Source organism: Paenibacillus ferrarius (assembly GCF_002027705.1).
GTDB lineage: Bacteria > Bacillota > Bacilli > Paenibacillales > NBRC-103111 > Paenibacillus_E > Paenibacillus_E ferrarius.
Map to the genome: position 1 here is coordinate 36,497 of NZ_MBTG01000035.1, position 23,734 is coordinate 60,230.

Consider the following 23,734-nt stretch of genomic DNA (forward strand, 5'->3'; position numbering starts at 1 on the left):
CCCAAAATTCAAACATTATACGTTATACGTTCAAATTTTATTCATCTCGGACGAAAAAAAGACTTGACATTTTTGTTAACTAAAGACATGTGTCCCATCTTAATACTGACATTTTTTAATAATACCACATCTAAAATGTCAAGTCAAACAAATTCCCGCGATTATGAGATAAGACTTTCAGCCTGTCGCTTAGGAAGCTTATTTCGTTGCCTTGAGAATCTTATAGCCTTTATCCTTGGAGACTTCAACAACGTCACGATAGAGTGACTCCAGCTTCTTCATCGCCGAAGGAGCGCCTTGTTTCTTTTGAATCACAACCCAGATGGCTCCACCTTCCACTAAGCAATCATAAGCATCTGTGAAAATGCGATGGACCACTTCTTTGCCGGCGCGAATCGGAGGATTCGTCAGCACAGCATCATAACGCTGATCTTTCACTTGCTCCAGCAGATCGCTTTGGATAATGCTTACGTTAGCGATGCCGTTGCGCTTGGCGTTATCTAATGAAAGCTCAATCGCTCTTTCATTGATGTCGACCATTGTCACATGCCCCTTCGGACACATCGCAGCAGCACTAAGCCCAATGGGTCCATAGCCGCACCCAACATCCAAAACTTTGGCATCTTCATTCAACTGCATCGTTTCAATCAAATGCTTACTTCCATAATCGACACCTTTTTTCGAAAAGACGCCCGCATCCGTCAAGAATGTGTACGTCTTGCCGCGCAGCACTTCTTGCATAGTGTGAACATCCCGTTTAGCCGTAGGCCGCTGCGTATAATAGTGCTCTGACACGTTAAGCTTCCCTCCTTCTTTTTACCTATAGGAAAATCTAATAACAGAGCGCGTTCCTAAGGCTTTCCTAAGGGTAAAAACTTAGGTTTAAAAAAACCCCTTGAAGGCAAGCTTCAAGAGGTTTCCTAAGGTAAAGAAATTATTTCACTTCTACGGAAGCGCCAGCTTCAGTAAGCTTAGCTTTAACAGCTTCTGCTTCTTCTTGGCTAACTTTTTCTTTAACTGCTTTTGGAGCTCCGTCAACAAGGTCTTTCGCTTCTTTCAGGCCAAGACCTGTGATTTCGCGAACTACTTTGATTACGTTGATTTTGGATGCGCCAGCGCTTGTCAAGATAACGTCAAACTCAGTTTGAGCTTCTTCAACTGCTACTGCTGCGCCACCGCCAGCTGCTACTGGAGCTGCTGCTGTTACGCCAAACTCTTCTTCGATTGCTTTAACCAGGTCGTTCAATTCCAAGATTGTCATGCCTTTGATTGCTTCTAGGATCGTTGCATTTGTGCTCATGGTTAAACCTCCATTATCATTTCATATATTTTGTGGTTGTTGTTGTAAAACAAAATTAAGCTTGACCTTCAGCTTCTTTTTTCTCAGCAACTGCTTTAACAGCAAGTGCAAAGTTACGAACTGGAGCTTGAAGAACGCTAAGCAACATGGAGAGAAGACCATCTCTGGATGGAAGTTCAGCAAGTGCTTTGATTTGATCGTATCCAACTACGCGGCCTTCGACCACGCCACCTTTTACGCTCAATTGATCATTCTTTTTCGCAAATTCAGTCAAGATTTTCGCTGGAGCAACTAGATCGTCTTTGCTGAAAGCAATAGCAGTTGGACCTGTAAGGTACTCATCCAATGCGCTTAGCTCAGCATTTGCCGATGCGCGTCTAGCCAACGAGTTCTTGAGAACTACGAATTCAATACCAGCTTCGCGCAAGGTTTTACGCAGCTGTGTTACTTGAGCTACGTTTAAACCGCGGTAGTCTGCGATAATTGTAGAAGCACTAGCTTTAAACTTCTCAGTTACTTCAGCTACTGCTTGCTCTTTCTCTGCAAGAATTTTCGCGTTTGCCATAGTACACCTCACTTCTTATGCATTTATCATTCAAGTTCGCAAACAGTAGGAGCATCAGCATTCCTTATAAAATAAGAAATGCCTTCGTAGACGCTACGAAGGCATGATGTGTTCACTTTTTCCCTGATGTACAAAGAAATCGCTATATATATCATAACACCTCGGTAGGAAATTAAGCCCGGTGGCACCTACTGTCTACGGTTTGCATATTCATTTTTAGGACCTTTGATAGAGTATCATGCCCAGCAACCGAAGTCAACTGGAAGCTTCTACTTATCTGAAGGATGACAGGTTCACACGAACACTAGGGCCCATAGTCGAAGATACAGCAATGTTCTTCAGGTAAACACCTTTAGCCGCTGCTGGTTTCGCTCTAACAAGCGCATCAACCAATGCTTTGAAATTTTCATTCAACTTGTCTGCATCGAAAGATACTTTACCAAGTGGAGCATGAATTTGTCCTGCTTTATCAAGACGGTATTCGATTTTACCAGCTTTGATCTCCTGAACAGCTTTGGTAACGTCGAAAGTAACTGTTCCTGCTTTAGGGTTTGGCATTAAACCTTTACCCCCGAGGATACGACCCAGTTTACCCACTTCGCTCATCATGTCTGGAGTAGCTACGCAAACGTCAAATTCGAACCAACCTTGTTGAATTTTGTTGATCATGTCAGCATCACCAACAAAATCTGCACCAGCTGCTTCAGCTTCTTTCGCTTTCTCGCCTTTGGCAAATACGAGTACACGTTTTGTTTTACCAGTACCGTGTGGAAGTACAACGACACCACGAACAGCCTGATCTTGTTTTCTTGGGTCAACACCCAGACGAACTGCAACATCTACAGTTTCATCGAATTTAGCAGGAGCTGTTTTCTTAACAAGCTCGATTGCTTCTGATGGATCATACAAGGTTTCAGCATTTACAAGCTGAGATACCTCGCGGTATTTTTTACCGTGTTTAGGCATAATGATATTCCTCCTTAGTGGTATTAGCGGATAATCCTCCCACCGAGCGGCTGAAGAGTTCCCTCAAAGAAAACTCACTTCGCAAGCGATTGCTTAACGGTTAACCGCATTCCTTGCGGAATTAATCTTCGATAGTGATTCCCATGCTGCGAGCAGTACCTTCGACCATACGCATTGCAGCCTCAACGGATGCAGCATTCAAGTCAGGCATTTTTTGTTCAGCGATTTCGCGAACTTTTGCACGTTTCACAGTTGCAACTTTCTTTTTGTTTGGTTCACCGGATCCTTTTTCGATACCAGCAACGACGCGAAGAAGAACTGCAGCCGGAGGCGTTTTAGTGATGAATGTAAAGGAGCGATCCTCGAATACTGTGATTTCAACCGGAATGATAAGACCAACTTGATCAGCAGTACGCGCGTTAAACTCTTTACAGAAAGCCATAATGTTCACACCTGCTTGACCCAATGCTGGACCGATCGGTGGTGCTGGATTTGCTTTCGCAGCTTGAACTTGAAGCTTCACGATTTTGATAACCTTTTTTGCCATGATAGACACCTCCTTGCATTTAATATGGAATCTGATGCGATCCCACTAACGAAGGTCTATCCCGAGGAATAGACCTGGCAGAAACCCTTGGTTGTCTTGTTTTATAGCTTTTCCACTTGGTCGAAATCGAGCTCAAGCGGGGTTTCTCTACCAAACATGTTGACATGCACCTTAAGTTTACCCTTGTCAGCCACAATTTCCTCAACAGATCCAACAAAGTTTGCGAAAGGTCCCACCTTGACGCGTACGGTTTCTTTGAGTTCGAAGTCGATAATCTCCTTCGGCTCTTCCATCCCCATATGCTTCAAAATAGATTCAACTTCCTCAGGTAATAATGCAGTCGGTTTAGAGCCGGATCCTGTAGAACCTACGAATCCAGTCACTCCTGGCGTATTACGCACTACGTACCAAGAGTCGTCCGTTTGAATCATTTCGACGAGGACATATCCTGGGTAAACTTTGCGCATGACGACTTTTTTCTTGCCGTCTTTGTTTACCAATTCTTCTTCCATGGGCACAAGCACACGGAAGATCTTGTCCGTCATTTCCATAGATTCTACACGTTTCTCTAGGTTGGCTTTCACTTTGTTCTCATACCCTGAATAGGTATGTACGACGTACCATCTTTTTTCCATGAATAAATTCACCTATAGTCCTGTTTATTTAAAAACAAGGCGCAGCAACTCAGAAATTCCTAGATCAAGCACAAAAAAATAAATAGCAACAAAAGCTACGGTACCAATAACGACAAGCGTATAGGTAGTCATCTCTTTGCGACTTGGCCACTTGACCTTTTTGAGTTCTGTCCAACTGTCGGTGAAGAAGGAAAAAGTGGATCCGAAGCTTTGTCTCATTCTAGCCAAGAACGCCACAAACTACACCTCCAAAGAACTACCTAGTCTCGCGATGAGCAGTATGTTCATTGCAAAATTTGCAATATTTCTTCAACTCAATACGGTCGGGATTGTTGCGCTTATTTTTAGTGGATGCATAGTTTCTTTGTTTGCAATTTGTGCACGCTAATGTGATGATGACCCGCATGATGTACACCTCCTACAGACACGTTCTAATTAAAGCCCTTCGAAGCGCGTCAAAAAGAAAGCGACTTTTAGGGCTACCTGAAATACTTTATCACAATCCGTGATAGAGTGTCAAGGCTCAAGTCTCACAAAAGCGAGAGTATCAACAGTATAGACTCTCCAGCGAATTGTTAAACATCCGTACAAAGAAAAATACCCGCGCAGTTGTAGCAGCACGGGTACCATTTATAAATCTCTAACTTCCAGATATCTTTCCAACTTGCGTTTGACGCGTTGAAGAGCATTATCAATAGACTTCACATGTCGATCGAGATCAACAGCAATCTCTTGGTAGGATCTACCGTCAAGATAAAGCATCAGTACTCTGCGCTCTAAGTCGCTTAATATCTCTCCCATTTTATCTTCAAGGCCCGTAAACTCCTCTTGATTAATCACGAGCTCCTCAGGATCAGTCACCCGGGAACCACTAATAACGTCAAGCAAGGTACGATCAGAATCTTCATCATAGATAGGTTTGTCCAGTGAAACATAGGAATTAAGAGGAATGTGCTTCTGACGCGTTGCTGTCTTGATGGCCGTGATGATCTGTCTCGTGATGCACAGTTCAGCAAAGGCTTTGAATGAAGCAAGCTTGTCTCCTCGGAAGTCGCGAATAGATTTGTATAAACCTATCATGCCTTCCTGCACAATGTCTTCTCGGTCTGCACCTATCAAAAAATAAGAACGTGCTTTGGCACGTACGAAATTCTTATATTTATTGATAAGGTATTCCAACGCTTCGCTATTGCCTTCACGGACTGCTTCGACGATGTCTTCATCTGGCTTGAGGTCATAATCATACATTCTCAGTTCTTTGAGGTCGACACTCACCAACAATCCCTCCGGCCTGCAGGACTACCCAGATTCTCTATAAAAGTTTAGGTTAAGTATACATGATGAAATCTCACACCGTCAACGGGGAACCGCCCCATTTCTAGCATTTGGAGGATTTCACTCGCCTCTTCGCCAGCGTTCGAACTGTGCTTTAAGCTCATTGCTCAGCTTTCCTTCGAACGGATTGCGTTTCGTTGATGTTTCTGGATGAATGCGTTCTCGCACTTCTTTGCGATTCTGCTTGATTTTGACCAGCAATTCACCGGCAGGCAAACGAAGAGCGCCTTTGCCGAAAATCACATGCTGCTCAATCATATCCGAAGTTGCGACATAGATTTGCTTGCGGCGGCCCATCAAATTCGTGACCAAACGCTCGATTCGTTCATCTGCCGTTTCCTTCTCTTTGGTGTAGAGGACATTCAATTTGCTTTGCACATACTTCTTCCCTAACCCCGGCACCATATAAGCATCAAAAACAAGATAGACCTTCATCCCAGAGTAGGATTGATATTCCGCCAGCATATGGATCAATTTGTCCCGCGCGCCTTCCAGATCCGTATCCTTCAGTTTACTGAGTTCCGGCCAAGCTCCAATGATATTGTAGCCATCTACAATCAGAAACTCTTCCATCCCATTTAACTCTGTTTACGCTGTCGTACCACTTCGTACATCAACACGCCCGCAGCAACGGATGCATTCAAAGAATTCACATGTCCCGCCATCGGCAGCTTCACCAAGAAGTCACACTTTTCCTTAATTAATCGGCCAACGCCTTTGCCTTCATTCCCAATAACGAGCGCAATAGGCATGTTGAAATTAGCTCGATAGACATCCTGTGCAGCAGATACGTCCGTTCCTGCCACCCAAACACCTTGTTCTTTCAATTTCTCAATCGTTTGTGCGATATTCGTTACGCGTGCAACCGGTACGTATTCAACAGCCCCCGCGGAAGTTTTGGAAACGGTGGCCGTGAGCCCAACCGAACGGCGTTTGGGAATAATAACGCCATGAACCCCTGTACAGTCAGCCGTCCGCAAAATAGAACCCAGATTATGCGGATCCTCAATCTCATCCAAAATCAAAATAAACGGCTCTTGCCCCAATTCCTTGGCTTTCGCCAGAATGTCTTCAACCTCCACATAAGCATAGGCCGCTACTTGCGCTACAACACCTTGGTGCTGCAACCCTTCCGCCATTTGGTCAAGCTTCCGTTTGTCTGTGAATTGCACTAGAATCCCCAAATTTTTGGCTTCTGCCACAATCGGGCCTGCGAACTGCTTCTGCGCATTCTCCGCTATCCATATTTTATTAATTGTCCGGCCTGCACGAATCGCTTCTAACACGGAGTGCTTGCCGCCAATATACTCCTGATCTTCTTCCATTCTCTTTCTTCCTCCTAGACGTTTCGCTTAAGATTGCCGCTTGTAGGCAAGAGCAAAGTCCAATATTTCCTTCAATCTATCAAAGGATTGCTTATAGTACAAATATCCGATCAAGCACTCAAACGCGGTACTGTGCCGGTATTCCAGCACCTCCGCGTTTTTGGCTGTTGTTCCTGATTTGGCATTGCGTCCCCGCTTCACCATGTCAACTTCCTCTTCCGTCAGCATCGGCATCAAAGCCTCAAGTATCTTAGACTGAGCTTTCGCCGAGACATAGCCTGTCGAGGCTTTATGCAAATGGTTCGGCCGATGATTGGCTCCAGAGATGACATATTGCCTGATATAAACCTCATACACAGCATCCCCAATATAGGCCAAAACTAAAGGGTTCAGCAAATGCGGGCTCTTCGAAGGCGGGAAAACAAACAGGTTGGCATTTTCAGTAGAGATTTCGCTCATTTGCGGCGCCAGCGTATTCCTTGTGGTGTATCCTCTAGGAATATCCCTTTCTCCGTGAGCAGATCGCGGATTTCATCGGCACGCGCCCAGTTCTTGGACTTGCGTGCTTCTGTTCGATCAACAATCAATTGTTCGATTTCTTCATCCAACAGCTCGTCGGCTTGCTGCGAGAGAATGCCCAGTGTTTGATCAAAAGCTTGCAATTGATCGATGAAAAGTTGCAGTACGCCTGCATGCACCCGCTCCTGCTGCAGATAGAGATTCGCTTCGGCAACCAGATCGAAAACAGCGGTAATGGCATCCGGCGTGTTGAAATCATCATTCATTTTATCCGTAAATTGCTTGGCAATCGCAGCTAGACGATCCGTTATCGCCGGATCCACTTCACTGGAATCGGACGCGGTAGCTAGACGATATTTCAAATTATCGTAGGCATTCTGAATCCGCTCCAAAGCATTTGAAGCTTGCTTCAGGCTTTCATCACTGAAGTTCAGCGGATTGCGGTAATGCGCGGATAACATAAAGAAGCGGAACACTTCCGGCTTAATTTGCTGCACTAAATCGCGAATCAGAATACCGTTGCCCAGCGATTTGGACATTTTTTCGTTATCGATATTCAGGAAAGCATTATGCATCCAATAGTTAGCCATGGGCTTACCCGTCACGGCTTCAGTCTGAGCAATTTCACACTCATGATGCGGGAATGTCAGATCGAACCCGCCGCCGTGAATATCAATCGTTTCACCCAAATATTTGCGAACCATGGCCGAGCATTCAATATGCCAGCCTGGGCGACCATGCCCCCAAGGGCTATCCCAAGAAATCTCTCCTGGCTTCGCCGCTTTCCAGAGAACGAAATCCTGCGGATTCTCTTTGCGATCGTCCACTTCAATACGGATGCCGTATTGGAGCTCTTCCAGATTCTGATTCGACAGTTTGCCATAGTCGGCAAATTTGTTCGTACGGTAGTAAACGTCGCCGCGAGCTTCATAAGCGAAGTCTTTCTCCACAAGAGCAGCAATGAAATCAATGATTTCCTGGATGTTCTCCGTTACGCGCGGATTCATGCTGGCATCGTGAACGCCGAGCTTAGAGATATCTTCTAAGAAGGCTTGGATGAACGTCTCTGCCAGCTCAGGAACCGAAACCGCCAACTCCTCGGCTTTGCGAATCATTTTATCATCCACGTCGGTAAAGTTCGTAATGTAATTGACTTCATACTGCTGAGACTCTAGATAGCGGCGTACAACATCAAAAAAGATAACCGGACGGCCATTCCCAATATGAATGTAGTTATAGACGGTAGGGCCACATACATACATCTTCACTTTGCCTGGCTCTAGAGGGATGAATTCTTCTTTCTTACGTGTTAAGGTGTTATACACTTTGAGCGTCATGTTCTCTCGCTTCTCCATTCTTTGAACGTTCTAGTTCAAGCTGCTCTTTGAGTTCATTGATTTGCTGCTGCAATTCCTGAAATATATCAATAATCGGATCCGGCAGATTGCCGTGGTCCAAACGATTCACGCGAACGCCATCCCGCTTCACCAGCTTAGCCGGCATTGTGACGACAGTACTGTTAGAGGGAACCTCCTGAATAACGACCGCATTAGACCCAATGCGCGAATTCTCGCCCACCAGAAATGATCCCAGAATTTTGGCGCCTGAGCCAACAACAACATTGTTGCCAATCGTCGGGTGTCTCTTCCCCTTCTCTTTCCCCGTTCCTCCCAAGGTAACCCCTTGGTAAAGAATAACATCGTCTCCGATTTCGCAAGTTTCCCCAATCACGACCCCCATGCCATGATCAATAAACAGTCTTCGGCCAATCGTCGCGCCTGGATGAATTTCAATTCCTGTCATGAACCGGCTCCATTGTGAAATCACACGAGCAATCGTATACAGCCCTCGTTTGTAGAACCAGTGACCTACCCGATGCGCCCAAATCGCATGAAGCCCGGAATACGTAAACACAACTTCAAACCAGCTGCGCGCAGCAGGATCGTTATCGAATACAGCGGAAATATCAGATTTGATGGATGTCCACATGCTCTCACCTTCTCGCTTCTCAATAGAAAATCATGCAAAAAAGCCCCCGCAGCCATATGGCTGCAGAGGCGTAGTTATCGCGGTTCCACTCTGCTTGGTGACTCGGAAGTCTCCCAACTTAGGTTCCCGTAACGTGGGTACTCCGGCTGCGCCTACCCTACTCTTGCGAGGATTCGGCGCGGCAGCTCCCAGGTGCATTTCCGGTTAGCGGGATTGGATAACTCACAGCCGAAGCCGCTAGGCCTCGATTATCCTCTCTGATAAATCCCAAATTAAACGTACTCTCCTGATCATCGCATTGCGTATTAGATTCAGTATAGCGAAAAGAAACTTGCTTTACAATAAGTTCCTTAGACGTGAAGCGACTTTTTCTTTGCCCAGCAGGTAAAGAGACACATTCAGATCGGGCCCATGCACTTGTCCTGTCAGTGCGGAACGGATGGACATGAAGAGCTGCTTCCCTTTAAATCCTGTATCTTTCTGCACTTGTTTCAACAAAGCGGGAATAGCTTCTACCGTGAAGGCTTCCGCCTGCTCCACTTGGGTCAGGAAACTCGCCAATACCACAGGGACGTGCTCTTCTTTGAGCACAGCCGCCGCTTCCTCATCAATGACAAGCTCATCTTTGAAGAAGATGCTCGAGAGTTCAACAATCTCAGCCGCGTAGCGCATTCTGTCTTGATTAAGGCCTACGAGCGCCGTAACCCAAGCTTCCTTCGCTTCATCCAACTCCGATTGAATATAACCAGCTTTATGCAGATGCGGCTTGCATAATTCCACTACGCGCGCGAGTGGCGTTTTCTTCAAATACGCATTGTTCATCCAATTCAATTTATCCATATCAAACACAGCCGGACTTTTGGATACGCGATCCAAGTCGAACTGGGCAATCAATTCTTCTTTGGTGAAGATCTCTTCTTCGCCGCCCGGAGACCAGCCCAGCAGAGCAATGAAGTTAACAACCGCTTCCGGCAGGTAGCCAAGCTCTCTATACTGCTCAATGAACTGGATGATGGACTCATCCCGCTTGCTCATTTTCTTGCGGTCTGGATTCAAGATCAACGCCAGATGTGCAAAGTCAGGAACAGGAAGCCCGAGCGCTTCATACATCAGAATTTGCCTTGGTGTATTGGACAGATGCTCTTCGCCGCGAATAACGAGATTGATTTTCATCAAGTGGTCATCCACAATGACAGCAAAATTATACGTAGGAATCCCGTCTGGACGCGCAATAATGAAATCGCCGATGCCATTGGATTCAAATTCAACATGCTCCCGCACTTTGTCCTCGATTTCAATTATACGGTCTGCCGGCACACGGAAACGGGTAGATGGCTTGCGTCCTTCTGCTTGGTGCGCAGCGATCTGCTCTGGCGTTAAATGACGGCACTTTCCGGAGTAGCCGCCCATCTCACCGCTCGCTTCTTGCTCAGCCCGCTCCTGCTCCAAATCGGCTTCTGAACAATAGCAAGGGTACGCATGCCCGCTCTGCAGCAATTGATCTAGATAAGTTTGGTAAATGTCCAAACGCTCCATTTGACGATAAGGACCGTAGGGACCTCCAATATCTACGCTCTCATCCCATTCCAAACCCAGCCATCTCAGACCATTCAGTTGATCCTCGATCCCAGACTCCTTATGACGGGTTTGATCCGTGTCTTCGAAGCGCACTACAAAAGCACCGCCATGGCGGCGCGCCAGCAAATAATCGAACAATGCCGTACGGGCACCGCCAATATGTAAATGCCCGGTCGGACTAGGTGCATAACGCACACGTAAAGGTTGATTCATGACTGTTATCTCCTCTTATCCCCAATTAATACCTGCTATTCTAGCACATCTCGAATTAAACAAACAACCGATTGCGCAGCAATGCCTTCTCCACGCCCTGCGAAACCAAGCTGCTCCGTCGTCGTTGCCTTCACATTGACTTGCTCCGGCTTAGCTTCAAGCGCCTCGGCGATAATTTCAACCATTTGCGGAATATAAGGCGCCATCTTTGGCTTCTGGGCAATAATCGTGGAGTCGATATTCCCCAAATGATAACCTTTGTCTCTAGCCAGCTGCCAAACCTGTTTCAGCAGAACTAAGCTGTCCGCATCTTTGAACTCTGCAGCCGTATCTGGGAAATGCTTCCCGATATCGCCTAAGCCCAGCGCGCCCAGAACCGCATCGCTGATCGCATGAAGCAGAACATCCGCATCCGAATGCCCCAGCAATCCTTTGTCATAAGGAATCGTCACGCCTCCAATAATACACTTGCGGCCTTCAACCAATTGATGAACATCAAATCCTTGTCCTACGCGAATCATAGCTGTCCCTCTCCCCTAACATGATTTAAAATCCACTCCGCCCAAGGCAGATCTTCCGGTGTCGTAATCTTGATATTGTAGTAATCCCCTTCAACTACATGTACCGTTGTACCGAGCCGTTCTACCAGCATAGCATCATCTGTCCCTATAAAGCTCTCTTGGGATGCGCGCTCATGCGCCTCCTGCAGGAGGGAAAGCCGAAAAGCTTGCGGCGTTTGGATCGCCCACAAGCTTCGTCTATCTGGTGTAGATTGAATTCGTTTTGCGGAATCTACGACTTTAATTGTATCTTTTACAGGTACGGCCAGCACGGCTGCATCTTGTTCCTTCGCCTTTTCCAAGCAATCGAACACATGTTCTTTTTTGACGAATGGCCGAACACCATCATGAACGAGCACCCAATCGGTCCCCTGTTGTAAGGAGTCCAGCCCCCGCCTAACGGAATCTTGACGCTCAGCGCCGCCTGCTAGCACATGAGTGGTCTTAGACAGCCCATAGTCCTGTACATAGCCTCTACAGCGATCTAGGTCGTGTTCCCCGACCACCAGAATGATTTCATGCACTTCCTGTATGTTTTGAAATAATTGCAAGGTATGTACCAGAATTGGCTTCTGACCCAGTTGTAAGTATTGCTTACTTTCAGCCGTTCCCATGCGCGAGCCCTTGCCCGCCGCCACGATGATAACCCCTAGCTTCCCCATAAGTCCTCCAACTACACGCTCTCATCCGAAAGCTTTCTTTCGTAAGCATATGCCCAAGGTTAAACGACCTCCGTCGTCCTTCTAGCTATGTTACATCTCCTTATCATACTGGTTTTACTGCGCTTTTTCCAATAGTTTTGGTTTCGCGAAGATCATTCGGCCCGCCGACGTCTGCAGCACACTTGTGACCATCACCTCAAGCGTCATGCCAATGAATTCGCGCCCGCCTTCGACTACGATCATCGTACCATCATCCAGATAAGCGACACCTTGTCCATGCTCCTTGCCGTCTTTAATGACTTGAACGATAATTTCTTCCCCAGGAAGAACAACAGGCTTCACAGCATTAGCCAGATCATTAATGTTGAGAACCGATACGCCTTGCAATTCACACACTTTATTCAAATTAAAATCGTTCGTAATTACTTTGCCTTGCAATACCTTGGCTAGACGGACCAGCTTGCTGTCTACCTCCGATATTTCTTCGAAATCTCCTTCATAAATAAGGACCTTCACTTCAAGTTCTTTTTGAATTTTGTTTAAAATGTCCAAGCCGCGGCGGCCGCGATTCCGCTTGAGTAGATCCGATGAATCCGCAATATGCTGCAATTCTTCGAGAACAAACTCCGGAATGACCAGCGTCCCTTCGATAAAGCCTGTTTTGCAAATATCTGCGATTCTTCCGTCAATAATGACACTTGTATCCAAAATCTTGTGTTCCTCATACGGACGATGCGTCTGCTTCTCCGGTCCAGTTGACCGACTTTTCACGATTATTTGCACCAATTCTTCCCGTTTGTTGTACCCAATACGGAAACCCATCACAGCCAATACCGCCGAAACGATAAACGGTACAAACGGACCTGCCCCCTTCACCTGCTCAAGCACAGGGAACACCATTACCGATATAAGCAATCCAATGACCAATCCAAGGGTCCCTGAGAGCAAATCTGAGACGGGGATATCCGCAACGTTCTTCTCTCCCTTCATCAAGAGCTTCATGCCTTGACTGGCCACCCATGCTGAAAAAAAGAACATCACAACCGCACACAAACTATTAATCCAAATTCCTTTACCCGCTTCACTTATGAATCCTGTCGTTCGAAAGATCGTATCGCTCCATCCATAACCTAAACTGCCACCCATGATTGCCAAAATGAATTGTACCCATTTCCTCATCATAGATTCACCCCCTAATCAACTTGTTGATAAATGCTTTATTACAATTATGTTCCAATTTCTCCAACGTTAATCACTTCTTCATATGGAAAATTGAAAAATTAGAGGGCTTCCTTTATAATGAAATTGGAAGTTACCAACACACCCGAGGTGGATGGAATGAGCTCCTTGACTTTAAAGCAGTTTCAAGATCAAGTATCCGAATTGTTACTCCGTCACCGAAGTCTGCTTGACGTTCTATCCAAATTTCAACAGTCAGGCGCAGCTGCTAATCGTTCCGTGGTGAAATCCATTACCGAATGTGGATGTATTCAGGTTCATGCGGCCAAGCAAGAGTATCATCCTGAGATGACTTTAAACGAAGCCAAGGATGTGCTCGGCACTCATGTAACAGGACACTTATGTGAACAATGCATCGAAGTTGTGAGTAATGAGCTGGGCAGGAACTTGTTCTATATGTCCGCACTAAGCAACATTCTTGACATCAATTTGGAACAAGTCGTTGAGAACGAATCTAAGAAATGCACAACCTTAGGACTTTTTAACATGTCATGAACAACGTAAAAAAAGCATTTATTTCCTTTCTGAGTTATCAGAAGAAAATAAATGCTTTTTATTTTCGTATTAAGATCTAGAGATCGGATTTAACGGACTTGGAATCGTCCATTCCGCGTCTTTTGTTCTTTCTGCGCAGACGGATGAAGAATCCATCAACGTTTTTTTTTAAGCCGTATAGCGCGTACCCTAACAAAGGTACGAAAATCATTTTGGAAATGGATTCTGGCCATTTGATTGCAATAAGAATGGCTATAGCAACGATAATAGGTGTAATCCAAATGGCTGCTTTGGGAATGCCCGCTTTCTTGAAGTTCGGGTATTTCACAGTACTTACCATCAAGTAGGATAACATAATCGTACTGGCTAGAAGCACATACACGTTAATTTCGTTCACGAACAAAGCCAGTGTACAGAGCACGCCCCCTGCAGCTGGAATCGGAAGACCGATGAAATAGCCAGGTGTGCCGGCAACAACATTAAAGCGAGCCAAACGGAGTGCTCCACAAATCGGGAAGATCGCGGTAACAATCCATGCAAACGCCGGGCTGATAACGCTCGGATCATTGAATGCAACAACATACATGATAAATGCAGGTGCTACACCGAAGGAAATCACGTCAGACAGCGAATCTAATTCTTTACCAAACTCACTCTGGGCGTTTAACGCTCTAGCTACCCGTCCATCCAGACCATCCAGCAGCATAGCGACAATGACGAGCACTGCTGCAACACCATGTTCACCGCTAAAAGCAAGAATAATTGACAGAACGCCTAGGAATAAGTTCCCTACTGTAAAAAGACTGGGAATCGATTTCGTTAACATATGTTTTTGTCCACCTCTGAATTTACTATACCCTAATCTAGACTTAATAAAACCTGATTGACTTCACAAAACCTCAACATTGATACTTTATGATTGTATCCAGTTTAAATATGTCTGTCAATGAAGACTTGTTCCTGAATCCTCTTGAGACCTTCCTTAATGGCGCGGGCTCTCACTTCTCCGATTCCGTCAACTTCATCCAATTCTTCAATTGTCGCCATCATCATGTGTGGCAGGTAACCGAACTTCTCGACCAAGTTAGCAATAATAATCGAGGGCAGCCGCGGTATTTTCCCAAGAATCCGGAAGCCGCGAGGCGATACGGGTTCTTCGACAATGGAATTCGTATGCGGATAACCGAGTAACCGGATAATCTGGTGCGGCTCCAGCAGCTCATCCGAAGATAACCGCTTTAATCCGGCTTGCATATCTTTGACGCGATCTTCTGATAATTCTCTTACATAATCTTTTACGAGCAAACGCGCTTCAAGTTCCGCGTTGCCCACAAGTTCTTCCAATTGCATGCTGATGAGGCGTCCTTCATTCCCCAATTCATTAATATATCGATTGATCTCCGCTTTAATGCGTAAAACCATCTCGAACCGAGCAATAACATTCGTCACATCATGAAGAGTTACAAGCTCCTCAAACTCTGATGCGCTAAGATTGGTCAACGACTGATCGAGTACAACCTTGTAGCGTTCCAACGTTTGAATCGCTTGATTCGCCTTCGTTAGAATGACACCAATATCCTTCAACGCATAGCGCAAATTGCCTTGGTATAGGGTAATGACATTCCTCCGCTGCGAAATGGAGACGACTAATTTGTTCGTTTGTTTCGCAACACGTTCAGCTGTCCGGTGTCTAATTCCTGTCTCCGATGAAGAGATGGAGGAATCAGGAATTAATTGTGTGTTCGCATAGAGAATTCGTTTGATGTCTTCACTTAATATAATCGCGCCATCCATCTTGGCAAGCTCATATAAATAATTGGGGGAGAAGTCGCAATCGATGGAGAAACCGCCATCTACGATTTCTCTGACCTCCGCACTATAGCCAACAACAAGAAGTCCACCCGTTTTGGCGCGTAGGACATTCTCCAAACCATCGCGGAACGGTGTACCGGGTGCTACCATTTGCAGCAGCTGGCTCATGACGTCTCGCTTTATCTCTTCTTTACTCATCTTTTTCCTCCTGAAGGCTTGCAGGTTGAATGACCACGAATGAACCCAGTGCTGCTCGCAATGCTTCTGCCACTGTGTTCACTCCGATAATCTCCATACCGGGCGGATGCGTCCACCCCTTCAAACTTTTCTCTGGCATAATACGATTTCACCGAACACCACATCATAGGGTTGTATGGCTTGATCCATAAACTGGAGGCAATACGAGTCCAGGATAATTGACGATTAAACAATCCCTATATATATCATACATTTCACATTCGCAATTCATGCTGCTTTGATAAAGTCCAGTTGCTAAATCCTTACAACTAAGTATAACGGAAAATGCTTTCCTTTAAAAGAATTTGTATACAATGAAAGAACAGATCTGTTTTTCTTGAAAATTCAAAACAAAAAAGCAACCACTCTCTTTTGCTTGTGAGATGGTTACTTTTGTGTTTATATAACTTATTCTTCCTCGTCCCAAGGGGCTTTCTGCTCTTTGCCTTTGGGAGAAGCGCCAAAAACCGAATGAATGACTTGGCTCAAGGTCTTACAAGGAATTACCTTTATTGTAGAAAACGTAGTTGTGCTTTTCAAGCCATTGAGCGCAACGTAGACACGTTTGAAACCCATTCTTTCAAGTTCTCTAACTCTTACTTCTAACGTAGGAACTTTCTTCAATTCACCTGTTAAACCAATATCTGCGATAAATACAGTATCATTAGGGATACCTTGATTCTTACAGGAAGATACAATACTCATGATCGCCGCTAAATTGGATGATTGTTCTTTTAGCCTCATACCGCCAGTTGTTTTCACTACTACGTTCTTATCATGAAGTGGCATATTAGCCCTTTGTTCCATGATACTGATAAGTGTATTAACATGGTCTTTTTTTAAACACTCGGCAATACGGCTTGGGTATGGCATGAACGTAGTGGAAACCAAGCTTTCTATTTCCAGAATAATAGGTCTAGTGCCTTCTTTAACAACGGTTAATGCACTTCCGCTAACCACATCATTCTCGTCTCGTTGAGTCATAAAGAATTCAGAGGGGTTATCAATCGGTGTCAATCCTTGCTCACCCATTGTAAAAAATCCAAGCTCCCCTGTGCTGGCATAACGGTTTTTCGTGGAAAACAGCTGTTTTAGCTCCTCTCCCTCTTCACCCTCAAGAACAAGAACGGCATCTACCAAATGTTCTAATGCTCTTAAACCAGCTAATTCGTTATCTTTTGTCATCTGTCCCACCATAATAATGGCTCTTGGTCTTTGCGCATCTTTGGCAACTTTCAGAAGAGCATTTGCACATTCCATCGTTTGCGTGGGAGAGCCCGGTCTTTGTGGATATTCTTCCAAAACAAAAGTTTGAATACTATCTATAATAATAAGGTCTGGGTCTACTTGATCAATACAACCTAAGACATTATTCAAGCTGTTGTCCGAATACACCCATACGTTTTGATGGATATTTTGCAGAACTCGTTCTGCTCTTCTCTTGATCTGACTGTCGCTTTCTTCCCCTGAAGCATACAGCACTTTCAATCCTTGCTTGGCCACATCATCCGATATTTGCAGTAAGAGTGTGGATTTGCCCGCACCTGGAACAGCCGTAATAATCGTAACAGAATCTTTCACGATTCCTCCACCCATTACACGATTGAATTCATTGTACTTGGTAACAATCCTATCACTGTTCTGGGATACGGTATCTGTAAGACGGTTTATGACAACATTCTTCTTTTTCGTTATGCCCTTTTGACCGCCACTAGGAGCGTTGACAACATCTTCTTCTTCAAGGGTGTTCCACTCTCGGCAACTATTGCACGAACCTTGCCATTTGGGATGCTCTTGACCACAACTGGTACACTTATATATGCTTTTCTTTTTCATAGTCAGATTCACTTCCCTACATTCATCAAATATTTCTCCTAAAACGATCCTACCAAGTAAAGTTTACTATTTTTGTGAGCCCCATGAAAGGGCTGCAAATAAAAAAGCATTTTGCCCATCCAAGCTGGATGGAGCAAAATGCTTTTTTGCTTTTATTATTTAGCAGCTACGCCTTCGCCCTTCAGGACAACAAGCTCGCCTTCATTCTCATCAATTGTCAAGGAATCACCCTTGGCGATATTGCCTCTGAGCAGTTCCTCAGACAAGCGATCTTCAATATGCTTCTGAATCGCTCTGCGCAGCGGTCTTGCTCCATACGTCGGATCAAATCCTTCTTTGGCTAGGAACAACTTCGCTTTGTCTGTCAGCAAGAAATCAACCTCTTGCTCTTTGAGACGTTTGCGAAGATCATCCGCCATCAAGCTGACGATTTGGGCAATATGCGTTTCATCCAAGGAATGGAACACGATGGTTTCATCAATCCGGTTAAGGAACTCAGGACGGAAGCTTTTCTTCAGCTCACCCATCACTTTGTCTTTCATATTCGTATAGTCTCTGCCTGCATCTACCGCGGCGGTAAAGCCCAGGGACGAATTCTTCTTGATCACATCGGCACCCACATTGGATGTCATAATAATCAATGTGTTGCGGAAATCAACGGTGCGCCCTTTGGAGTCTGTTAGACGCCCATCTTCCAAAACTTGAAGGAGGATGTTGAACACTTCTGGATGTGCTTTCTCGATTTCATCGAGCAGCACGACGGAATATGGCTTACGACGAACCTTCTCGGTAAGTTGGCCGCCTTCTTCATAGCCCACATAGCCTGGAGGCGCCCCAACGAGTCGGGATGTCGAATGCTTCTCCATGTACTCGGACATATCAATACGTACTACCGCATTGTCATCGCCGAATAAAGATTCAGCTAAAGCACGGGCTAATTCCGTTTTACCTACCCCAGTAGGTCCAAGGAAAATGAAGGAGCCCATTGGGCGCTTCGGATCCTTAAGGCCTGCTCTGGCGCGGCGGATCGCACGGCTTACCGATTTAACAGCTTCTTCTTGCCCAATGACACGCTCATGAAGAATTTCTTCCATTTTGAGCAGACGCTCTGTTTCTTCTTCCGCCAGCTTGCTGACCGGAATGCCAGTCCAGCTCGCTACGATCTGAGCGATGTCGTCAGGCGTAACTTCTGTATCCAAGCGGCCTTGTTTCTCTTTCCAATCGTTCTTCGTCGTATCCAGCTCTTCACGAAGCTTCTGCTCCGTATCGCGAAGACCGGCTGCTTTCTCGAACTCTTGGCTTTGAACCGCGGCATCCTTCTCCTTGCGAATATCCTCCAGCTTATTCTCAAGCTGTTTCAAGGAAGGCGGTATGGTGTAAGAGCGAAGTCTTACTTTGGAACTCGCCTCATCAATTAAATCAATCGCTTTATCCGGCAGGAAGCGGTCTGTGATATAACGATCCGAAAGCTTAACCGCTTCTTGAATCGCAGCATCCGTAATTTTCACACGGTGATGAGCTTCGTAGCGGTCACGCAACCCATACAGAATTTGGATCGCTTCATCCGGCGATGGTTGATCCACCGTGATCGGTTGGAAACGACGCTCAAGCGCAGCATCTTTTTCGATATATTTACGATATTCATCTAAAGTTGTTGCACCGATACATTGCAGCTCACCTCTGGCAAGAGCAGGCTTCAAAATGTTGGAAGCATCAATTGCTCCTTCCGCACCACCCGCGCCGATTAAAGTGTGAAGCTCATCAATGAATAAAACGATATTACCCGCTTGGCGAATTTCGTCCATGATTTTTTTGAGACGATCCTCGAACTCACCGCGATATTTCGTCCCTGCAACTACAGAGCCCATATCGAGGGTCATTACCCTTTTATCCTTCAAGGTTTCAGGGATCTCATTATTAATGATCTTCTGTGCCAAACCTTCGGCGATCGCTGTTTTACCAACACCTGGCTCACCGATCAGCACGGGATTGTTTTTGGTTCTGCGGCTTAATACTTGAATCACACGCTCAATTTCTTTGCTGCGTCCGATGACAGGGTCCAAATGACCCTCTTTGGCGTAAGCAGTAAGATCTCTTGCTAACCCATCTAGTGTAGGCGTGTTCACATTCTGATTATTGCCGTGGCTTGGCGAAACCGTCTCGCTGCTGCCTAACAGTTGAAGCACTTGTTGACGCGCTTTGTTCAAAGAGACGCCCAAGTTATTGAGTACGCGTGCTGCAACTCCTTCGCCTTCGCGAATAAGTCCAAGCAAAATATGTTCAGTCCCCACATAGGTGTGACCTAATTTTCTAGCTTCATCCATCGATAGCTCGATGACTTTCTTCGCTCTAGGCGTATACGCAATATTGGTAGGCTGTTCTTGTCCTCTGCCAATTAGAGACTCGACTTCATCTTGAATTTTCTCAAGACCTAAGCCCAGAGCAACGAGTGCTTTGGCAGCAATGCCTTCCCCTTCACGAATAAGACCAAGTAAAATGTGCTCAGTGCCAATATTGTTATGCCCTAAGCGAACTGCTTCCTCTTGTGCCAAAGAAAGCACCTTCTGCGCACGTTCTGTAAATCTGCCAAACATCATAGAGAACACCTCCAAAAGTAGTATATCTATGGAAAACCTAAAGGATGAATCTAATGATTAAATTCTACCAAATTTCTCGCGAATCAACTCTGCTCTGCGTACATCACGCTCTTCGGCATTTAGTTTCTCACCTGCATATTGCTGCAAGAAACCAGGCTGTGTCATCACCAGAAGCTCATTCAGCACATTCGACGAAACATTATTGATGATGCCTAGGTCAATCCCTAGTCTTACATCGGACAAACGCTGCGCCGCTTCCTTAGAATCCATGATACCTGCATAAGACAGAATCCCAAGTGAACGGTTCACACGGTCTATTATCCGCATTCTCGACTCTTGAATCAGTTTATGTCTCGCTGCACGTTCATGCTCTATAATTTGTCTGGCAACGCTGTGCAAATTATCAATAATCTCTTCTTCGGATTGCCCAAGTGTAATCTGGTTGGATATTTGGAATAGATTACCTAATGCTTCGCTGCCTTCCCCATATAATCCTCTAACCGTCAACCCAACTTGCGTAACAGCTGATAAAATCCGATTAATTTGTTGGCTAAGCACCAACGCGGGCAAATGCATCATGACAGAAGCACGGATGCCAGTACCGACATTAGTAGGACAGCTTGTTAAGTAGCCCCGCTTTTCATCGTATCCATAATCCAATTGTGTTTCAAAAATATCATCAATTTGATTCGCTAAATCCCACACTTCCTTAATCTGAAAGCCGGGACATAAGCATTGTATGCGAAGATGATCCTCTTCGTTGATCATAATACTGATGGATTCATTTTCGCTTAAAATAACGGCGCCATTCCTGGACTCGTTAGCTAAATTTGGACTGATTAAATGCTTTTCGACAAGAACCATTCGTTCAAGCTCATTGAGTTCAGAGAGAGGAATCAGTGAGAAATGACTAATCGTTTCCAACTCATCATTCTCGAGAACCCCAGATAAATGACCAAGTACTTCTTGTGATTGTTGATTGGTAGCCAGCATGGGATATGGATAGTCTCTAAGGTTGCGTGCAATCCGAATTCGACTGCTGATGACGATATCCGACTCAGGACCTTCACCCTTCATCCATTCGCTCAATGCATCTCCCGTAAACCGCTGTAATGTCACTGGATTCACACCTTCCTGACAAGATCACATACCCGCAATTTTTTTCTCGATTTCTCGAATTTGATCTCGAATCTTAGCTGCTTCTTCGAACTCTTCGGCTTCAATACAGGCCATCATATCCTTCTTGAGCGTATCAACTTCCCGCTTGCATTGGATGATTCCACCGCTTCGCTTCGGTACTTTCCCGACATGAACGATGTTGCCATGAACCCTTTTGAAGAGAGGATCTAACTTTTCCGAAAAGCTTTGATAGCAGGATCCGCAACCAAAACGACCTAATTTACTAAACTGCGAATACGTAAGGCCACAGTTCTCACATCGGATAGCCTGTGACTTCGCCGCGGAGAGAGATGATGGATCGAAATCCAGTAATCCAGACAACAGATTATGAATCGAAAAGCCGTTGGACGTTCCCGGTATCATCTCGCCCTTCTCACGAGCGCAATTCTCACAAATGTGGAACTCGTTCTTGTCTCCATTTATAATCTTCGTAAAGTGGAGAGTCGCCGGTCGTTTACCGCATTCCTGACAAATCATTTCGTATGCCTCCTCATCTGCTAAGCAAGGATATCAGCATTGCTTTAAGAATCTTCGCCCGAATTTCGTCGCGCAACGGGAGCTTGAAGGTCAACACATCTCTCGATATCGCAGCTCGAATCAGGTTAGCTTCTCTGGTCGAAATATAGTGACCCTCCTGCAGCTGGTATATCAGTCCTTCTGAGGTGACTTGATCGATATGTGTATGAATCGTGCGAAAAATATGATCTAGAATAGATCCATGACTCTTGAGCTCGATCTTCTGAATACGAATGTATCCGCCGCCGCCGCGCTTACTCTCCACAATGTAGCCCTTTTCCAAGGTAAATCGGGTACTGATCACATAATTGATTTGGGAAGGTACACACTGGAATTGATCAGCTAGGTCGTTGCGTTGAATTTCGATGGCCCCTTCGGAACTTTGCTGCAGGACATGTTTCAAATACTGTTCAATAATTTCTGATACGTTACGCATCAATTCATCCTCCCAGACTGCTAGAAGTAAATTGACTTTGATTGACTTTGACTTTCTTTGACCTTAACTAGATTATAATCATTTCCTTTCTTTTTGACAAGTACTGCTTCTCACATTGTGCAGCGGCCGCCTTTTCGCAGAAATCACAACCTACTCACAGTATTTACAAAAATACCCCTGCTTAACGTATGGGCTGGTTCCAATTCCTTCTTTTTTTCATGGCCATTCTCAATCCATCATTGAAATATCGTAATTCGAGGATCTTTCACCACTTTCGGACCGCTGCTGGGGTAGATTTGTGCTTAGTAAGCTTCTACAATGTTTCTATATAAACAAGCGTTTATATTACTGGTATCATTGTCATAATAGTGTATGTATTTTGTACTCATAAGGAGGAGATCACATGTCATTGACCCCGATAAGCGTGCTGATCATTGATGATGAATTGCCGTTAAGACAAGAACTCCGATCTATGCCATGGCCTTCATTTGGAGCTGAGCTGGTCGGAGAAGCGGAGAATGGTGAAGAGGCTTTAGAGCTGTGCAAGGCCTTGGAACCTGATCTTGTTATCTCGGATATTACGATGCCCATCATGGATGGATTGGAATTGTTTCGCATCGTTAAAAAAAATTTTCCGCTCATCCAATTCGTGCTGTTAACCTGCCATAGCGATTTTCATTATGCGCAAGAAGCGCTTAAGCTAGGGGCCCTGGACTACTTTACGAAGCTGTCGTTTGATGAAGGGGATATGAAGACGGCGATTGAAAAGGCGAGAGCAGCGATCAGACGTGAAACCGATTTAAGGGATTATGAGCAGGAACGGACACATCGGGAGTTGTCCAATTCGCAACAGACAGGAACAAGTGACGACCGGAAAATTCGAAAGGAAGTCAAGCTGGCACAACAAATTATTGTGAACAAGCTGGGAGATCCGATTACGCTGACCTCCGTTGCGGATGAGGTTGGGTTGAGCTCGTACTACCTCAGCCGTCTGTTCCGGGAAGAAAGCGGGGAATCTTTCAACGATTATATCACTCGCCTACGCATGGAGAAAGCCGTGAGCCTGCTTCAGAACACTCAGCTTAAAGTCTACGAAGTGGCCGAACAGGTAGGTATTCCCAGTTACCGTTATTTTTCACAGCTTTTCCGAAATTGGACCGGGGTAGCACCAACAGATTATAAAAAGGGCTGAT

At 45.3% G+C, this 23,734-nt stretch carries 28 protein-coding genes and 1 other annotated feature; of the genes, 2 read left to right on the forward strand and 26 right to left on the reverse strand.

Annotated features, from left to right (window positions below):
- Positions 1–198: 198 nt before the first annotated feature.
- The 18 genes from BC351_RS30160 to BC351_RS30245 form a co-directional block, all read right to left on the reverse strand.
- Complete coding sequence (locus BC351_RS30160) at positions 199–795, reverse strand: class I SAM-dependent methyltransferase (RefSeq protein ID WP_079418033.1); 597 nt, start codon at positions 793–795, stop codon at positions 199–201.
- A 139-nt stretch (positions 796–934) separates the two neighbouring features.
- Positions 935–1,300: a 50S ribosomal protein L7/L12 gene (gene rplL, locus BC351_RS30165; RefSeq protein ID WP_079418035.1), complete on the reverse strand. Its 366-nt coding sequence runs from the start codon at positions 1,298–1,300 to the stop codon at positions 935–937.
- Positions 1,301–1,355: 55 nt separating this feature from the next.
- Entirely contained in the window at positions 1,356–1,865 is a 510-nt protein-coding gene (gene rplJ / locus BC351_RS30170) for a 50S ribosomal protein L10 (RefSeq protein ID WP_047683208.1), read from the reverse strand.
- A gap of 64 nt (positions 1,866–1,929) precedes the next feature.
- Positions 1,930–2,084 (reverse strand) — a sequence feature (ribosomal protein L10 leader region).
- Positions 2,085–2,138: 54 nt separating this feature from the next.
- Complete coding sequence (gene rplA, locus BC351_RS30175; RefSeq protein WP_079418037.1) at positions 2,139–2,831, reverse strand: 50S ribosomal protein L1; 693 nt, start codon at positions 2,829–2,831, stop codon at positions 2,139–2,141.
- Positions 2,832–2,952: 121 nt separating this feature from the next.
- The gene (rplK, locus tag BC351_RS30180; RefSeq protein WP_029196472.1) at positions 2,953–3,378 is read right to left on the reverse strand and encodes a 50S ribosomal protein L11; all 426 of its coding nucleotides are present in this window, start codon (positions 3,376–3,378) and stop codon (positions 2,953–2,955) included.
- Between the two features lie 101 nt (positions 3,379–3,479).
- Positions 3,480–4,013, reverse strand: coding sequence for a transcription termination/antitermination protein NusG (nusG, locus tag BC351_RS30185; protein WP_079418039.1), 534 nt, complete (start codon positions 4,011–4,013; stop codon positions 3,480–3,482).
- A 24-nt stretch (positions 4,014–4,037) separates the two neighbouring features.
- Positions 4,038–4,250 (reverse strand): preprotein translocase subunit SecE, encoded by a 213-nt coding sequence (gene secE / locus BC351_RS30190; RefSeq protein ID WP_028557510.1) that lies wholly within the window; start codon positions 4,248–4,250, stop codon positions 4,038–4,040.
- A gap of 19 nt (positions 4,251–4,269) precedes the next feature.
- Positions 4,270–4,419: a 50S ribosomal protein L33 gene (gene rpmG, locus BC351_RS30195; protein WP_079418041.1), complete on the reverse strand. Its 150-nt coding sequence runs from the start codon at positions 4,417–4,419 to the stop codon at positions 4,270–4,272.
- Between the two features lie 224 nt (positions 4,420–4,643).
- Entirely contained in the window at positions 4,644–5,288 is a 645-nt protein-coding gene (gene sigH, locus BC351_RS30200) for an RNA polymerase sporulation sigma factor SigH (protein ID WP_079418043.1), read from the reverse strand.
- A gap of 120 nt (positions 5,289–5,408) precedes the next feature.
- On the reverse strand, positions 5,409–5,921 hold the full coding sequence (locus tag BC351_RS30205; protein ID WP_079418045.1) for an NYN domain-containing protein: 513 nt from the start codon (positions 5,919–5,921) through the stop codon (positions 5,409–5,411).
- Positions 5,922–5,926: 5 nt separating this feature from the next.
- Complete coding sequence (gene rlmB, locus BC351_RS30210; protein ID WP_079418047.1) at positions 5,927–6,673, reverse strand: 23S rRNA (guanosine(2251)-2'-O)-methyltransferase RlmB; 747 nt, start codon at positions 6,671–6,673, stop codon at positions 5,927–5,929.
- Positions 6,674–6,700: 27 nt separating this feature from the next.
- Entirely contained in the window at positions 6,701–7,132 is a 432-nt protein-coding gene (locus BC351_RS30215) for a Mini-ribonuclease 3 (protein ID WP_079418049.1), read from the reverse strand.
- Positions 7,129–8,529: a cysteine--tRNA ligase gene (cysS, locus tag BC351_RS30220; RefSeq protein ID WP_079418051.1), complete on the reverse strand. Its 1,401-nt coding sequence runs from the start codon at positions 8,527–8,529 to the stop codon at positions 7,129–7,131. The genes BC351_RS30215 and cysS overlap by 4 nt, the downstream gene beginning before the upstream one ends.
- Positions 8,510–9,181, reverse strand: a complete 672-nt coding sequence (gene cysE / locus BC351_RS30225) for a serine O-acetyltransferase (RefSeq protein ID WP_079418053.1) — start codon at positions 9,179–9,181, stop codon at positions 8,510–8,512. The genes cysS and cysE overlap by 20 nt, the downstream gene beginning before the upstream one ends.
- Before the next feature lie 336 nt (positions 9,182–9,517).
- Positions 9,518–10,972, reverse strand: a complete 1,455-nt coding sequence (gene gltX, locus BC351_RS30230; RefSeq protein WP_079418055.1) for a glutamate--tRNA ligase — start codon at positions 10,970–10,972, stop codon at positions 9,518–9,520.
- Positions 10,973–11,007: 35 nt separating this feature from the next.
- Positions 11,008–11,493 (reverse strand): 2-C-methyl-D-erythritol 2,4-cyclodiphosphate synthase, encoded by a 486-nt coding sequence (gene ispF / locus BC351_RS30235; RefSeq protein WP_079418057.1) that lies wholly within the window; start codon positions 11,491–11,493, stop codon positions 11,008–11,010.
- Positions 11,490–12,194, reverse strand: coding sequence for a 2-C-methyl-D-erythritol 4-phosphate cytidylyltransferase (gene ispD, locus BC351_RS30240; RefSeq protein WP_079418059.1), 705 nt, complete (start codon positions 12,192–12,194; stop codon positions 11,490–11,492). Before ispD ends, ispF begins: the two co-directional genes overlap by 4 nt.
- Before the next feature lie 114 nt (positions 12,195–12,308).
- The gene (locus BC351_RS30245) at positions 12,309–13,376 is read right to left on the reverse strand and encodes a PIN/TRAM domain-containing protein (RefSeq protein WP_079418061.1); all 1,068 of its coding nucleotides are present in this window, start codon (positions 13,374–13,376) and stop codon (positions 12,309–12,311) included.
- Between the two features lie 156 nt (positions 13,377–13,532).
- Here BC351_RS30245 and BC351_RS30250 point away from each other — a divergent pair, with 156 nt between their 5' ends.
- Entirely contained in the window at positions 13,533–13,928 is a 396-nt protein-coding gene (locus BC351_RS30250; RefSeq protein ID WP_079418106.1) for a nucleoside triphosphate pyrophosphohydrolase family protein, read from the forward strand.
- 76 nt (positions 13,929–14,004) lie between these two features.
- Here the strand turns inward: BC351_RS30250 and pssA are convergent, their stop codons facing one another.
- From pssA to BC351_RS30285, 8 genes are all read right to left on the reverse strand, one after another.
- Positions 14,005–14,754 carry a CDP-diacylglycerol--serine O-phosphatidyltransferase gene (gene pssA, locus BC351_RS30255; protein ID WP_079418069.1) on the reverse strand — a complete coding sequence of 250 codons (750 nt, stop codon included), beginning with the start codon at positions 14,752–14,754 and terminating at the stop codon, positions 14,005–14,007.
- A 104-nt stretch (positions 14,755–14,858) separates the two neighbouring features.
- Positions 14,859–15,938 (reverse strand): DNA integrity scanning diadenylate cyclase DisA, encoded by a 1,080-nt coding sequence (disA, locus tag BC351_RS30260; protein WP_079418071.1) that lies wholly within the window; start codon positions 15,936–15,938, stop codon positions 14,859–14,861.
- The gene (locus tag BC351_RS42485; protein WP_158082276.1) at positions 15,931–16,077 is read right to left on the reverse strand and encodes a hypothetical protein; all 147 of its coding nucleotides are present in this window, start codon (positions 16,075–16,077) and stop codon (positions 15,931–15,933) included. Before BC351_RS42485 ends, disA begins: the two co-directional genes overlap by 8 nt.
- 308 nt (positions 16,078–16,385) lie before the next feature.
- Positions 16,386–17,813, reverse strand: coding sequence for a DNA repair protein RadA (gene radA / locus BC351_RS30265; RefSeq protein WP_079418073.1), 1,428 nt, complete (start codon positions 17,811–17,813; stop codon positions 16,386–16,388).
- 155 nt (positions 17,814–17,968) lie between these two features.
- Positions 17,969–20,410, reverse strand: a complete 2,442-nt coding sequence (clpC, locus tag BC351_RS30270) for an ATP-dependent protease ATP-binding subunit ClpC (RefSeq protein ID WP_079418075.1) — start codon at positions 20,408–20,410, stop codon at positions 17,969–17,971.
- 57 nt (positions 20,411–20,467) lie between these two features.
- Positions 20,468–21,487, reverse strand: a complete 1,020-nt coding sequence (mcsB, locus tag BC351_RS30275) for a protein-arginine kinase McsB (protein WP_425270950.1) — start codon at positions 21,485–21,487, stop codon at positions 20,468–20,470.
- Positions 21,488–21,553: 66 nt separating this feature from the next.
- Positions 21,554–22,066 carry a protein-arginine kinase activator protein McsA gene (gene mcsA / locus BC351_RS30280; protein ID WP_079418079.1) on the reverse strand — a complete coding sequence of 171 codons (513 nt, stop codon included), beginning with the start codon at positions 22,064–22,066 and terminating at the stop codon, positions 21,554–21,556.
- A gap of 13 nt (positions 22,067–22,079) precedes the next feature.
- Positions 22,080–22,541 (reverse strand): CtsR family transcriptional regulator, encoded by a 462-nt coding sequence (locus tag BC351_RS30285; protein WP_079418081.1) that lies wholly within the window; start codon positions 22,539–22,541, stop codon positions 22,080–22,082.
- 403 nt (positions 22,542–22,944) lie between these two features.
- On the opposite strand from BC351_RS30285, the gene BC351_RS30290 reads away from it, so the two are divergent.
- Positions 22,945–23,733, forward strand: coding sequence for a response regulator transcription factor (locus tag BC351_RS30290; protein ID WP_079418083.1), 789 nt, complete (start codon positions 22,945–22,947; stop codon positions 23,731–23,733).
- Position 23,734: the final 1 nt, after the last annotated feature.